Raw genomic sequence first — 13,630 nt, 5'->3', positions numbered from 1 at the left:
TTACCAATACACTATACTTTCATTATACATAGCATTTAAGGCCAGCTGCACTGATTTTGCCGTATTGGCTCCTGTATAAACATTAGAAAGTGGTTGTTTATTAGATAAAATAGCATCCCTAAAATCTATCAATGCCTGTTTACTTGGGTCTGTATGCAAAACTTCTATGGGTACTCCTTTTCCCTGCAAGTAGGCATTGGTGGTCGCTCCAGAGACACCGTCTAATTCCCCGATCTCCTTTTCATAGCCTTTTTCATAATATATCCAAGCTTTACTGTAATCTAATAAAATAGTTCCTTTATTGCCATGAACCTTTATTTGATAATCGCCCAAAGCATTGTTGGTCAAACAAGTAAACTTGGCTTTTATACCATTAGTATATTCAAATAATAGATGGACATTATCGAAGGTTTCGCGGCCATCCTTCCAAAAATCTATACTTCCAGTACCCATAATCTTTTTAGGGTTTTCACCTAAAACCCAATTTATAAAATCTATTTGATGCGAACACAGTTCTGCAACCAATCCTCCAGAAAATTCCCTATACATACGCCAATTTATGGCCCGCTCTAAAGATGGATCAGGAACCGGTCTACGCCAATTGCCATTTCTGTTCCATTGGCATTCAAAAGCAGAAAGTTGTCCAATGGCACCTTTATGAATTAATTCAACAACATGACTATAAAGTCTTGAGCTATGATACTGATGCCCTGTTTGAAATATTATATTGGAATTGGACACCTTTTGTACCAAATTGTCTATTTCTGAAAGGCCTTTAACCAAGGTTTTTTCACAATATATATGTTTTCCAGATTCTATAGCCGCTAGAGCTATTTCATAATGTGTGCTAAATGGAGTGGCAATTAAAACGGCATCAATTTCTTTGTTCCTTAATAGCTCTTTATAATCTGAATAGGCCAATGCCTTTTTATCGGTTTTAGCCAAAGCATTTTCTAGACGAAACGGCAAAACATCACAAACAGCTTTAACATTCAAGCCTTCAATTTGATTTATTAACGGGATGAGACCTCCGCCTCTGTCTCCCGTACCTATAACACCAATATTAATGGTGGTGTTCTTATCAAATTTTGACATTAGCCCAAAAGCTGATGCTGTTATTAGTCCCGCCGAAGCCAATCCAGAGTGCGCAATAAAATCCCTTCTTTTCACACGTTTAAATTTTAATCAATTATAGCTTTGGTTCCCAACCTGGTTGATAATCTCTTCGCCAATAGGCCATAGCTTTTTCATTATTTTGAATTCTACCGGTTGTAGTATCAATTTTTATGGTCTCCCCTACATCTTGCGCAATATTGCCCAAATGGCACATTAATGTACTAATACTGGCATCGGTTATTGGTGAGTTTTGCTTAGTCCCCAAACGAATGGCATCAAAAAAGTTAGTGACATGATTATTGTCCAAACCGCCCCCTCCAACAGTATTTGTGGTTTCCGATTTAACTTGTTCCTCAACAGTTTTAATTAGGTTTCCATCTAACCCAAATAGCTTATATTCATTTCTACTTAAGGTAATAACACCTTTACTTCCATAGATGGTTGCTCCCCTACCTGGTTGTGAAGGTTGAATCAATCCCCGGCTATGTCCAGTCCAAGTAATGGTCTTTCCTTCGGCGTATTGGAAGGTCACTTCTTGATTATCTGTAAATTCCCAGTCGTCACTATAGGTGTATTTACCTCCAAAGGAGGTTACCGCATCAGGGATATCCAACCCCATAGCCCATCGGCACACATCTATTTCGTGAGTACCATTATTATGTATTTCGCCCGTTCCCCAAGTTCTAAACCAGTGCCAGTTGTATGGATGCACATTATCCCTAAAGTCTTCTCTTGGCGCTGGCCCCTGCCATAAGTCCCAGTCTAAGGTCTGTGGAGCCTTGAGTATATTGCCTTTGCCAATGGAGCCTCTATTATTGGAATAATAGGCCTCTCCTTTAAACACATTGCCAATAATGCCTTCCTTTATTTCTTTAACCGCCAGCATACTGGATGATGCAGAGCGTTGTTGATTCCCCATTTGTACTACTTTATTATATTTCTTTTGTGCAGTAACCAACAATTCATTTTCGTGCGGATTATGGCTGCATGGTTTTTCAACATAAACATGTTTGCCTGCTTGCATTGCAGCAATAGCCATAGGTGCGTGCCAATGCTCTGGGGTAGCAATAAAAACGGCATCTAAGTCTTTCTTTTCTAAAAGCTTTCTAAAGTCTTTGATTACTTTAGGCACATAACCAATAGTTTTTTCTAAAAAAGCATTATTTTCTTCAATAATAACATCATCTACATCGCAAGTGTAAATAATTTTAGCATTTGGGTAATTGTGTATGGATTGGGTTAGGGCTTTTGCTCTACTCCTTACCCCTATTACTGCTACGTTTATGGTTTCGTTTGCACTAAACAAGCCTTTTCCAAAAGTTAATTGGGGCAGCACCAATGCCCCCATAGTACCCGCTGTGGTTTCCTTTATAAACTGTCTTCTACCGTATTCCATAGCTCAATTAATTAAATTCCCTTATTTTAATACTTCTGAAATGAACAGTGTTTCCATGATCCTGCAATAAGATATGACCTGCCGGCCACTGACCAAAATTCTCCCAATCTTTATATTTGCTATAGGCTACAAGTGCCCTGAACATTTGGGAAAAGCGATTATATTCGACTACTTTTTCATTATTTAGCCAATGTTCTACATGCCCATCCCTAACTATTATTCTGGCCTTGTTCCAACTATCTATGCCTTTAAACTGCTTTCCCCTACCTAGAGTAGAAAGCCCTTCGGCCGCAATTAAATCGTAAAGGGATCCTAATGTTCTATTGCCATTAACACCCATTGAGGCATCGGGATGCCTTTTATCGTCCAGTATTTGGAATTCGCACCCAATGGCAGAACCTGAACCTTTATTTAAATTGGGGTCAACAAAATATTTTATACCACTATTGGCGCCCTCGGTAATTTTAAATTCCAGTTCCAATTCGAAATTACTAAATACATCTGCAGTTATAATATCTCCAGGACCTGTCGATTCCCCGCCATCAGTTTCCAAGACCGACAAAACCCCATCTTTAATTTCCCAACCTGATTTTGGAAATTGATCTAATTTAGCCCCTCGCCAACCATTGTTGGTTTTACCATCCCAAAGCAACCGCCAGCCATTGCGTTTTTCATTATCGGTTAACCCATTAATTAAAAAACTCATTTCCTTTACATCTGGGTCTCCCTCCCATTTACTTTCTTCTAAATTGGAGGTTTTAATTCTAATATTGCGCCATCTGATTTGCTTGCCCTCTTTGTCCTTACTGTTAATATTATGGACTTGTAACGCAATAAATCCCGAACCAGTCATAGCGTCTACCAAATTGGCACATTGCACACCATTAACCCATGTTTTTAAAGAGTTCCCTATAGCCTCTATTCGGCAGATATTCCAAATCCCATTTTTAAAGGCCTTCCTTCCTTTTTCATTAATGGACAAAGGATATAACCAACCTCTTCTAGCCTCATCGTAAATCCCTCCGCTAAAAGCCCGTTCGCTCGGGTCTAATTCAAATTGATAACCATGTACCCTTCCATTATTATAATCCTCAAAACTGTTTGAACGAAATTGCACCCCCGAATTCACTATTGGGTCTACAATAACTTCAAATTCTAAGATGAAATCTGAGTAATTTTCCTTAGTACACAAAAAACTATTGGGTGTGTTTAATTTTGAAGTTCCAACAATTTCGCCATTTACAACTTTATAATCTGCCTCTCCATTTAGCTGTTTCCAACCTTCTAGATTTTTTCCGTTGAAAAGCTGTCTCCAACCCCCTTCTTCTAGTGGGCTTTGGGAATAAAAAGGATGACAGGCTAAGAGCCAAATTAAGAAAACGATTAACGATTTACTATTGCACATATTACAAGAAGTTTTTAATATATTAACAAACAAGACAATAGGCTAATATACATTTTTTCCTGTAGATTATCAGTGTTAAGTATAACCGTTTTCAGCCTTCAATTTTACTCATAAAAAACCTGATATTGAATTAACAATATCAGGTTTACATATCACTTAAGTATAGTCCCTAGTTAAGCATCTATATTTGCATATACTGCATTTTTCTCAATGAAGTCACGACGTGGCGGCACATCGTCGCCCATTAACATAGAGAAAATTCTATCGGCTTCGCTACCGTTATCGATTTGCACCAATCTTAGGGTTCTGTATTCTGGATTCATGGTCGTATCCCATAACTGTTCTGCGTTCATTTCCCCAAGACCTTTATAACGTTGTATATTGGCACTACCCCCAAACTCTTCTACGACTGCATCACGTTCTTTATCGGTCCAAGCGTATTGCTTTTTATTCCCTTTTTTAACTAAATATAAAGGTGGCGTTGCAATATATACGTGACCTTCTTCTATCAATTCCTTCATATAGCGGAAGAAGAATGTAAGAATCAAGGTAGCAATGTGGCTACCATCAATATCGGCATCACACATAATGACTATTTTGTGGTAACGTAATTTGGAAAGGTTTAAGGCTTTGCTATCCTCTTCGGTTCCTATAGTTACACCTAGTGCCGTAAAAATATTTTTGATTTCCTCATTTTCGAACACTTTATGGGTCATGGCTTTTTCAACATTCAAAATCTTACCACGAAGTGGAAGGATGGCTTGGAACGCCCTATCGCGACCTTGTTTGGCCGTACCACCTGCCGAGTCTCCCTCTACCAAGAACACTTCACATTTAGCTGGGTCTTGCTCTGAACAGTCACTTAATTTACCTGGCAGACCCCCAATGCTCATCACGGTTTTACGCTGCACCATCTCACGGGCCTTTTGTGCTGCATGGCGAGCTTGAGCTGCCAGGATAACTTTCTGTACAATGGTTTTGGCATCATCTGGGTGTTCCTCTAAATAATCGGTAAGCATTTCTGAAACCGCCTGGCTCACAGAAGCAGAAACTTCCCTGTTCCCTAACTTTGTTTTGGTTTGTCCTTCAAACTGAGGTTCAGCCACTTTAACCGAAACAATGGCGGTTAGCCCTTCACGAAAATCATCACCCGATATTTCGAATTTCAGTTTATCCAACATACCCGATTCGTCAGCATACTTTTTTAAGGTATGGGTCAACCCACGACGGAACCCGGTAAGGTGCGTTCCTCCCTCATGGGTATTTATATTGTTTACATAGGAATGCAAGTTTTCTGCATAGGATGTATTATAAACCATAGCTACTTCAACAGGCACACCATTTTTTTCTCCTTCAAAAGCAATAACATCACGCATTAAAGGTTCTCTTGTGGCATCCAAATATTTAACAAACTCTGTTAAACCTTCTTCAGAGTAAAACGTTTCTCCTTCAAATTCACCGTCATCGGTTTTACTACGTTTATCTGTTAAAATAATGGTTATACCCTTGTTAAGATAAGCCAACTCCCTCATACGGCTTGCCAAAGTATCATAATTATACTCCAAGGTTTGGGCAAATATAACTGGATCTGGCCTAAAAGTTACAATAGTTCCCCTTTGATCGGTTTCTCCAACTTGTTTAACAGGATACAAGGTTTTCCCTCGTTCGTATTCTTGCTCCCATATTTTACCATCGCGGTGTACAGTAGCTTTTAAATGCTCTGAAAGGGCATTAACACAACTAACACCAACACCATGCAGACCTCCTGATACCTTATAGGAATCTTTATCGAATTTACCTCCAGCACCTATTTTGGTCATTACTACTTCTAAGGCAGAAACACCTTCTTTTTTATGTAAATCTACCGGAATACCACGACCATTATCTTCGGTAGTAATGGAATTATCTTCATTTATAGTAACCTTTATGGTATCACAATGTCCAGCCAATGCCTCATCTATTGAGTTATCAACCACCTCATACACCAAATGGTGCAGGCCTCTAACACCTACATCACCAATATACATTGAAGGGCGCATACGCACATGTTCCATCCCTTCCAATGCCTGAATACTATCTGCCGAATAATTATGTTTTTTAGCTTCTTCGCTCATATACTTTTGTTTAATTTTATTCTTTACTTTTTTATAAATCCGCTTCCACCCGAATTAATTTAATTAAGTATTTTTCCTGAACTTTGTTTTGAAAAACAGCCTTTCATCAATATAAAAAAATGACGCAAAAGCATCATTCTCAACACTAACAAATATACGAAATATCAAAACCGCTAAAAAGCATTTCAGCGAGTTTATTCAATAATTATCAACAATTGTTAATTACTTAAAAGTTCTTTAAATCGCTTAAAAAGCACCTTAAAATAGATTTTAGCTATTTTTTTAGACTTCAAAATACCCCATTGGAAATAAAATGGCTTAAAACCTATTTTTTCCATCCCATTCATCTTTATTTTTTAAATGTAAAACATTATTAAACAACTAAAACCTTTATCTTTTCATCAAAAAAAGCACAATACATCACAAAATTTAAAAACACTATAAATATTTATTCCCTTTTTTAACAATTTAATAATACAGCTTAGTATATATAAAAAAATAGTGCTTGGTACAGGAATTCTGTATATATTTGATGCTGAAAAGCAATTTATGATATTTAATAATAACAATAATAATTTCAATAATCCTAAGTATTAGGATAGGAAGGTTATTGTTTAAAAATATGTAAAGCCTTCCAAGTTTGGAAGGCTTTTTTTATACAAAACCATTTAAGACATGAGTAAAATAATGACAGTCGACATTCTGTCGAGTATTAAAGGAGCACAGCCCAGTGAAGCTGTAAACAAGTTATTTGAGGTAATCAAGAATGCTAATCCAGCAAACACTAATACTTTTAAAAACAACCGTAATAATGGCGTGTCATTAAATGATTTAAGGGATGATGTAGTAATAGAAAGTTCTGAAATGGAAAAACAAATTATTTTAGAGAACTTCCCAAAACAAAAGAACGGTTATTTAGTTGTCTCTAAAGTCATTGAAGAATAGATATGGATTCCCAAATACATAAAATACACCAGCAATTGGTGAGTAAGGACATATCCTGTACAGCATTGATACAGGAAAAACTCGATTTATTAAAACCCAATAAGCACCATACAGTAAACAGCTTATTAGATACATTAGCCCTAGACCTAGCATCTAAAGTGGATGCAAAAATTGCTAACGGTGAGTCCATAGGCCTATTGGAAGGCATTCCCTTTGGTATTAAGGACGTTTACATGGTACAAGGCACCTATACTACTGCAAGCTCCAATTTATTAAAGCATTACAAATCGGCCTATACCGCTACAGCTATCCAAAAATTACTGGATGCTGGTGCTATTCCTGTTGTAAAGGAAAACTGTGATAGTTTTGGTCATGGCTCCTCTAGTGAGAATACTATTTTTGGAGCTGTTAAAAATGCCATTGATCCCAATCTAGTAGGTGGAGGTTCCAGTGGTGGCTCGGCCGTAAATGTAGCTAAAGACTACACTGTATTTTCTATTGGCGGCGACACCGGAGGATCTGTACGTCAGCCAGCTGGTTATAATAAGGTTTATGGGTTAAAACCCACCTACGGACGTATTTCCAGATATGGCTTAATGGCCTATGCCTCATCTACCGATTGTGTTGGCCCCATTGCTAAATCACTTGAGGACATCCGCATTGTATTAAATGTGATGAGTGGTAAGGACATTAAAGATCAAACCTCCTATGATTCAAAGCCCATTTTTGAATCTAATATTTCAAATACTGAAAACATTAAAACCATAGGGTATTTTAAAAACTTTATTGAAAGCGATGCTATTGATGATCAAGTGAAAGCTGATTTTCTAACTGCTATCGAAAAAATAAAGGCTAAAGGTATGCAAGTCAAAGCACTTGATTTTTTTGAATCGGAAACCTTGGTTTCAACATACTATACTTTAGCTATGGCCGAAACGGCCTCTAACCTATCACGGTTGGATGGCACCAACTACGGTAACCGTATTGAAGCCGAGAATCTAAAAGAAACTTATGCAGTAACGCGTTCTGAAAATTTTTCAGAAGAAACCAAACGTAGAATTGTTGGTGGCAACCAAGTACTATCGCAAGGGTTTGCCGACGAGATTTATTTAAAGGCATTGGCAATTCGCGATCAAATTTCAGCAAATTTTGAAAATGATTTTAAAGAGGTTGATATTATTCTTTCTCCAGTAACTCCAAACACACCTCCTAAAATTGGGGATAGCCTAAAAGATCCGCTAGCCATGTACTTGTCTGATGCCTATACCGTAGGGTTTAGCTTGGGGCAATTACCTACGCTAACCTTACCCCAAGGCACAACAACTGGATTGCAAATAACCGGTGCAAAAACTAATGACGAACTTGTTTTGAAGTTTGCTAACTTCTTAAAAAATATACTATAATAATGGAACTGGAACAATTAAATGAATTACTTAAGGCTCACGAAATAGAGCTGGTAATCGGTCTGGAAACCCACGTTCGATTAAATACCAAAACCAAACTGTTCTGTTCCTGCCCCAATGCCGAAACAGAGCAGCCCAATACCAATATTTGTTCGGTCTGTACCGGACAAATGGGCGTGCTTCCAGCCGTCAACAAAGAAGCGATTAAAAAGGCCATTTACTTTGGTAAAGCAGTGAAATCGACTTTTGAAAACGATGTGATTTCATGGGACAGAAAGCATTACGAATACCCAGACAACCCTAAAAATATTCAAATCACACAATTTCATAATCCTGTAATTCCAGATGGACAGGTGTCTTGTTTTAGGAATGATGGTTCAGAATTTACGGTTAATTTAACCCAAGTGCATATTGAAGAGGATGCCGCCAAATTAATGCATGAAAAAAATGTGTCTTTGGTCGATTTTAACAAGGCAGGGGTTCCTTTAATTGAAATTGTTACCGAACCCTGTATTCATCACATTGAAGACGCTTCAACATATGCACAGTACTTACAGCGTATTGTTCAGAACTTAAAAATTTCGGAAGCCAACCTAGAAAAAGGAGAATTTAAAAGCGATGTTTCGGTTTCCTTGCGTAAAAAACGCAGTTATGTACTAAATCCACGTACCGAGATTAAAAACCTAAACTCCTTTAAGTTTATGACCGAAGCCTTAAAGGAAGAAGTTGAAAAACAACTGAATTATTATATAGAGCACAAGACGTTTAGACCAGACCAAACTACCGTTCTTTTTGATGCCGATTTAAAGCAAACCAAGACCATGCGCAAAAAGGAGTACGAAGCCGATTATCGGTTTATCTCCGAACCAGACCTTCCATTTGTAAATATTAAGGACGTAGTAGAATCTATTGATGTTGATACCAGTTCACTACCCCATGCCGTAGAGCGTATTTTAATAAAAGGAGGTGTATTACCACAAGACGCTAAGTTTTTTACAGGTGATTCCTTACGGTCTGAAACTTTTGTAGCTATTAACAATGTGATTAAGGAACCATCTTTTGTTGCAAAAACCTTAACTAACAATATCAAGCCCGAGGACTATTCAAAAATTGAAAATATTTCCGATTTTACAACTATCTTTTCACTGTTTAAAGATGAAAAAGTAACAGCCGTACTAGCCCAAAATGCCATTGCTTCGCTATTGGCCAATGCTAAGTTTGATTATCAATCTTATTTTGAAGCCAATACCATTTCCGAAGAAAAAATACAGGAGGCCATTCAACAAGTTATTTCCGAAAATGTAGCGATAGCCAACGACATTAAAACGGGGAACCAAGGGAAAGCAGGTATTTTGGTTGGCAAAGTCATTGCCATTATTGGCAAAGGCGCCTCAGGGAAAGTTATTCGTGAGGGTATTTTAAAAGCGTGTTCTGTTGAAAAAGTTACTGTATCAGAAACTTTAACCTCAACTAGACAGCAAACTACAAATAACAAACAACAAACCGTAAAAGTACAAGAAGAAGAAAAGCTACCTGAAATTCCCATTGTGATAAAGGATCCCTACCGTACCCATAAAGCATCACAATTATCGGAAGATTCCATTTCCCAAAAAGTGACTTTAGCAGGTTGGGTATCGAGTGTACGTGACCACGGCGAGCTTATCTTTATCGACTTGCGTGATTCCAGTCATGAAATTTTCCAAGTGCGTTTAAGCAGGGAATCGTTCCCTAACCTTGATGAATTGGTAAAATTAAAGCCAGAATCTGTAATTACCGTAACCGGTGTTGTGGTACAGCGCGATGCAGATGACTATAATCCTACGCTTAGAACGGGAACCATTGAACTGGAGACCTCTGAACTGGATATCCTAAACCTATCTAGAACCCTGCCCTTTGAAATAAAACGTGCACATAAATCGAACGAAACGGTACGTTTTCAATATAAGTATCTCGACCACAGAAACGATGATGTGCGTCGCGCTATAGTTAACCGACATAAGGTCATTAAACTGATGCGTGACATATTGGATAAACAGGAATTCTTGGAAGTAGAAACTCCTATCCTTACTGCAGGAACCGATGAAGGCGCTAGGGAGTTTATAGTACCTACTCGCAAAAAAGCAGGATCTTTCTATACCTTACCACAAGCACCGCAACAGTTTAAACAAATTTTAATGGTTAGTGGTTATGAAAAATATTTCCAGATAGCTCGTTGTTTTAGGGACGAAGATTCCCGTGGTGATCGGCAACCAGAGTTTACACAGTTGGATATTGAAATGGCCTATGCTAGTATGCAGGATATTATTGATTTAAACACCAATATGTTTAATGAAATTGTAACCAAAATCTATGGAAATAAATGGATCTTACACCCATTTGAAGTCATTAGCTATAAGGACGCCATGGATAAATACGGTTGCGACCGGCCAGATTTACGTTTTGGCTTACAACTTCAGGACATTACCGATATTGTTAAGGAAACAACATTTCAAGTGTTCAGTAAACCCATTGATGAAGGCGGTATTGTAAAATGCATTAAAGTTTCTGCGAAAGAACAAGGTAAAAAGCGCCTATCCAAAGGTCAGATTGAAAAGCTAACAGCCATTGCCCAAGACCATGGCTTGGGTGGACTGGCCTATATTATTGTAAACGAAAACGATTTGCAGTCGCCGATAATCAAATTTTTGGGTGAAGCTATTGCCGAAAACATCATCAAAACTACCAAAGCAGAGGTTGGTGACATTGTGTTCTTTTCGGCTGCCGATTACGAAACAGCCAATAAAGCCTTGGATGCCGTGAGACAAGAATTAGGGAGAATGTTAAAGCTAATCAATCCTAAAGAATTACGACCAGCCTGGGTGGTCGACTTCCCTATGTTTGAAAAAACCGAAGACGGTCACTGGACCTTTACCCACAACCCCTTCTCCATGCCCTCCGCTAAGGATATTGAGAAGCACATTAATGGTAAGGAAGCAGAAATAGGAAGTATTATTGCCCAACAATACGATTTAATATTGAACGGTTATGAAATTGGTGGCGGCTCCATACGGGCTCATAAACCAGAAATCTTGGAAGCCACTTATAGAAATATGGGCTACGACAAAGGCGAAATGCTAAAGAGTGTAGGGACCATGTATAAAGCCTTCCATTACGGTGCACCACCACACGGTGGTATTGCATGGGGTGTAGACCGGTTAATGATGATTTTAGAGAAAAAAGCATCCATACGTGAAGTCATGGCCTTCCCTAAAACAGGAACCAGCGAGGACTTGTTATTTGGCTCACCCTCACCACTATCGGATAAAAAGGTTGAGGAAATGAACGTAAAAGTAATTAGGAAATAAATAGGAAAGACCGCTTGGGGTTTTACTTACCAAGGTGCTGTAAAAGCAAAATACGATAGGCTTTCCAAACTTTAACATTTTGAAGTCATTTTTACCAAAATGTTAACAGCTTTTCCATTAACTTTAACTTTTCAAACATTTAAAAATGGAATTATGAAAAAATCGACACTTCTTTCAACACTTGCTTTTGCCTTTATCGTGTTGTTATCCACACATGCAAATGCTCAAAAATTCGCTGGTTTAGACAAAAGCCCAATGGATGCAGCCCTATACAAAACCTCTAGAAGCGCACCAGCAATTGCCAAAGTTATTTACAGCAGGCCACAACTTAAAGGACGCTCGTTAGGCAGCTTGGCTCCTAATGGAAAAGTTTGGCGTACCGGAGCTAACGAAGCGGCTAACCTTACCATTTATCAAGATGTTAAAATTGGAGGTAAGTCTGTAAGTGCGGGCGAATATTCATTGTTTACCATTCCAGGAGAAAACGAATGGACTATCATTTTAAATAAAGACATTAATGTTTGGGGGGCTTACTCCTACAATGAAGCTAATGATGTTATAAGGGTTGATGTTCCTGTAACTACGGGTGATGAGCTTGAGGCGTTTTCAATTGCCTTTAGTGATGGCACCATGCATTTAGGTTGGGGAACCGTTAGGGTTAATGTGCCTTTTAGTATCTAAATTTACCTGAGCAATCTTTAAAAATCCCGACAATTTCTTGTCGGGATTTTTTTATGGAAAACATTGGTTATATTTACATAATACTACCAATCAAGTTTAACATGTAACCATATTTCAAGATGAGACATGCTGACCAAAATTATGGGAATATTTGACTTTTTAAAACCTGGGGATAATTACATACTTTCAAGAAAACATATTTCGTTTTCGAAGTTAGCATTGGAAATAATTGGAAATCCTTTAGAAAAAAGCGGATTTAAATTTTATAGAAAAAAAGTAGAGACTTACTTTACAACGATAATCTGGACAAAAGAAAAACAGTACGCGAAATTATCAGCATCTGACTTTCCAACTGACTATCCATACTCCTTTGATATAATTCTTGGAGAAGGAAACTGTGATGACTTCTTTGAATCGGAATGGGACTCAATCTCGATTTCTGACATTCAAAGATTATCCGAACCAAACCGAAAATATAATGGATACGATTTTCCAAAAAAGAGTGAGTTTCGAGCAAGTTTGGAAAAAGCAAAAGAAGATTTGATTGAATTTGGGAATGGATTTTTAAATGGAGATTTGGAATTATTTTATGAGGCAAGAATTCTGACAAATGGAGAAAATAAACCTGAAAAGATTATTAAAAAAGATAAGAATGGAAAAGTCATTGTCGAACTTTTACCATACAACGTAATAAAGAAAAACAACTAAACTAAAGCATTCACAAACAATGTCATATAGTATTGGTAAAAGAATAATTCAAATTGTAATAGGTCTGTTAGTTGTCTCTTGTTCCCCTACAAAAACAGTAGTAAATAATAAAACTGACATTAAGAAGGAAAAGACAATTTATTATGATTTTGCTGGCAAACTTACTGCAGTACAATTATTTTTTATAAAAAACAGCTACAATTGGGATAATGAAAAAATATTAATTATTAACTACAGACAGCCGATATCTAGTTGTCATTTTGACAATAACAAAATAACATCAGGTGGAAAAAATTGGTGGAAAGATTTTTATTCAAAAATAAATACTGAAAATTGCTTAAATATTAATGTTCTTGCTAACGGGGAACGTGTAAAAAAGAAATTGGACAACATCTATTATTTTGATGATAAAAATGATTTTTTTTTATTGAGTTATTAAGTTACGTTCTGTTTTATTTGATTCCAATATATAGGTTTTTTATTAATCATTCTCATAATGGAATTGTGCCAAATATTTT

10 protein-coding genes are annotated in these 13,630 nt (G+C 37.3%); 6 read left to right on the top strand and 4 right to left on the bottom strand.

Annotation, left to right across the window (positions count from 1 at the left end):
* The 4 genes from K7G79_RS11195 to gyrB all read right to left on the bottom strand — a co-directional run bounded on the left by K7G79_RS11195 (position 1) and on the right by gyrB (position 6,031).
* Positions 1-1,170, bottom strand: coding sequence for a Gfo/Idh/MocA family protein (locus K7G79_RS11195; protein WP_223551674.1), 1,170 nt, complete (start codon positions 1,168-1,170; stop codon positions 1-3).
* 19 nt (positions 1,171-1,189) lie between these two features.
* Entirely contained in the window at positions 1,190-2,512 is a 1,323-nt protein-coding gene (locus tag K7G79_RS11190; RefSeq protein WP_223551673.1) for a Gfo/Idh/MocA family protein, read from the bottom strand.
* Between the two features lie 7 nt (positions 2,513-2,519).
* Entirely contained in the window at positions 2,520-3,917 is a 1,398-nt protein-coding gene (locus K7G79_RS11185) for a DUF1080 domain-containing protein (protein WP_223551672.1), read from the bottom strand.
* Between the two features lie 173 nt (positions 3,918-4,090).
* On the bottom strand, positions 4,091-6,031 hold the full coding sequence (gyrB, locus tag K7G79_RS11180) for a DNA topoisomerase (ATP-hydrolyzing) subunit B (RefSeq protein ID WP_223551671.1): 1,941 nt from the start codon (positions 6,029-6,031) through the stop codon (positions 4,091-4,093).
* A gap of 675 nt (positions 6,032-6,706) precedes the next feature.
* Here gyrB and K7G79_RS11175 point away from each other — a divergent pair.
* The 6 genes from K7G79_RS11175 (at position 6,707) to K7G79_RS11150 (ending at position 13,551) form a co-directional block, all read left to right on the top strand.
* Positions 6,707-6,976: a hypothetical protein gene (locus tag K7G79_RS11175; protein WP_223551670.1), complete on the top strand. Its 270-nt coding sequence runs from the start codon at positions 6,707-6,709 to the stop codon at positions 6,974-6,976.
* Between the two features lie 2 nt (positions 6,977-6,978).
* Entirely contained in the window at positions 6,979-8,379 is a 1,401-nt protein-coding gene (locus K7G79_RS11170; RefSeq protein WP_223551669.1) for an amidase family protein, read from the top strand.
* A gap of 2 nt (positions 8,380-8,381) precedes the next feature.
* Complete coding sequence (gene gatB/aspS, locus K7G79_RS11165) at positions 8,382-11,723, top strand: bifunctional amidotransferase subunit GatB/aspartate--tRNA ligase AspS (RefSeq protein WP_223551668.1); 3,342 nt, start codon at positions 8,382-8,384, stop codon at positions 11,721-11,723.
* 153 nt (positions 11,724-11,876) lie between these two features.
* Positions 11,877-12,404, top strand: coding sequence for a DUF2911 domain-containing protein (locus tag K7G79_RS11160; RefSeq protein ID WP_223551667.1), 528 nt, complete (start codon positions 11,877-11,879; stop codon positions 12,402-12,404).
* A 141-nt stretch (positions 12,405-12,545) separates the two neighbouring features.
* On the top strand, positions 12,546-13,112 hold the full coding sequence (locus K7G79_RS11155) for a hypothetical protein (protein WP_223551666.1): 567 nt from the start codon (positions 12,546-12,548) through the stop codon (positions 13,110-13,112).
* A gap of 19 nt (positions 13,113-13,131) precedes the next feature.
* The gene (locus K7G79_RS11150; RefSeq protein ID WP_223551665.1) at positions 13,132-13,551 is read left to right on the top strand and encodes a hypothetical protein; all 420 of its coding nucleotides are present in this window, start codon (positions 13,132-13,134) and stop codon (positions 13,549-13,551) included.
* Positions 13,552-13,630: the final 79 nt, after the last annotated feature.

The sequence above is a fragment of the Aestuariivivens sp. NBU2969 genome (assembly GCF_019931125.1).
GTDB classification, from domain to species: domain Bacteria; phylum Bacteroidota; class Bacteroidia; order Flavobacteriales; family Flavobacteriaceae; genus Aestuariivivens; species Aestuariivivens marinum.
This window is presented reverse-complemented; position numbering and strand designations above follow the sequence as displayed.

Excerpts from the sequence above, each read along its gene's own strand:
- K7G79_RS11190 (WP_223551673.1), bottom strand. The coding sequence starts at position 2,512 with ATGGAATACGGTAGAAGACAGTTTATAAAGGAAACCACAGCGGGTACT.
- K7G79_RS11185 (WP_223551672.1), bottom strand. The coding sequence starts at position 3,917 with ATGTGCAATAGTAAATCGTTAATCGTTTTCTTAATTTGGCTCTTAGCC.
- gyrB (WP_223551671.1), bottom strand. The coding sequence starts at position 6,031 with ATGAGCGAAGAAGCTAAAAAACATAATTATTCGGCAGATAGTATTCAG.
- K7G79_RS11175 (WP_223551670.1), top strand. The coding sequence starts at position 6,707 with ATGAGTAAAATAATGACAGTCGACATTCTGTCGAGTATTAAAGGAGCA.
- K7G79_RS11170 (WP_223551669.1), top strand. The coding sequence starts at position 6,979 with ATGGATTCCCAAATACATAAAATACACCAGCAATTGGTGAGTAAGGAC.
- gatB/aspS (WP_223551668.1), top strand. The coding sequence starts at position 8,382 with ATGGAACTGGAACAATTAAATGAATTACTTAAGGCTCACGAAATAGAG.
- K7G79_RS11160 (WP_223551667.1), top strand. The coding sequence starts at position 11,877 with ATGAAAAAATCGACACTTCTTTCAACACTTGCTTTTGCCTTTATCGTG.
- K7G79_RS11155 (WP_223551666.1), top strand. The coding sequence starts at position 12,546 with ATGGGAATATTTGACTTTTTAAAACCTGGGGATAATTACATACTTTCA.
- K7G79_RS11150 (WP_223551665.1), top strand. The coding sequence starts at position 13,132 with ATGTCATATAGTATTGGTAAAAGAATAATTCAAATTGTAATAGGTCTG.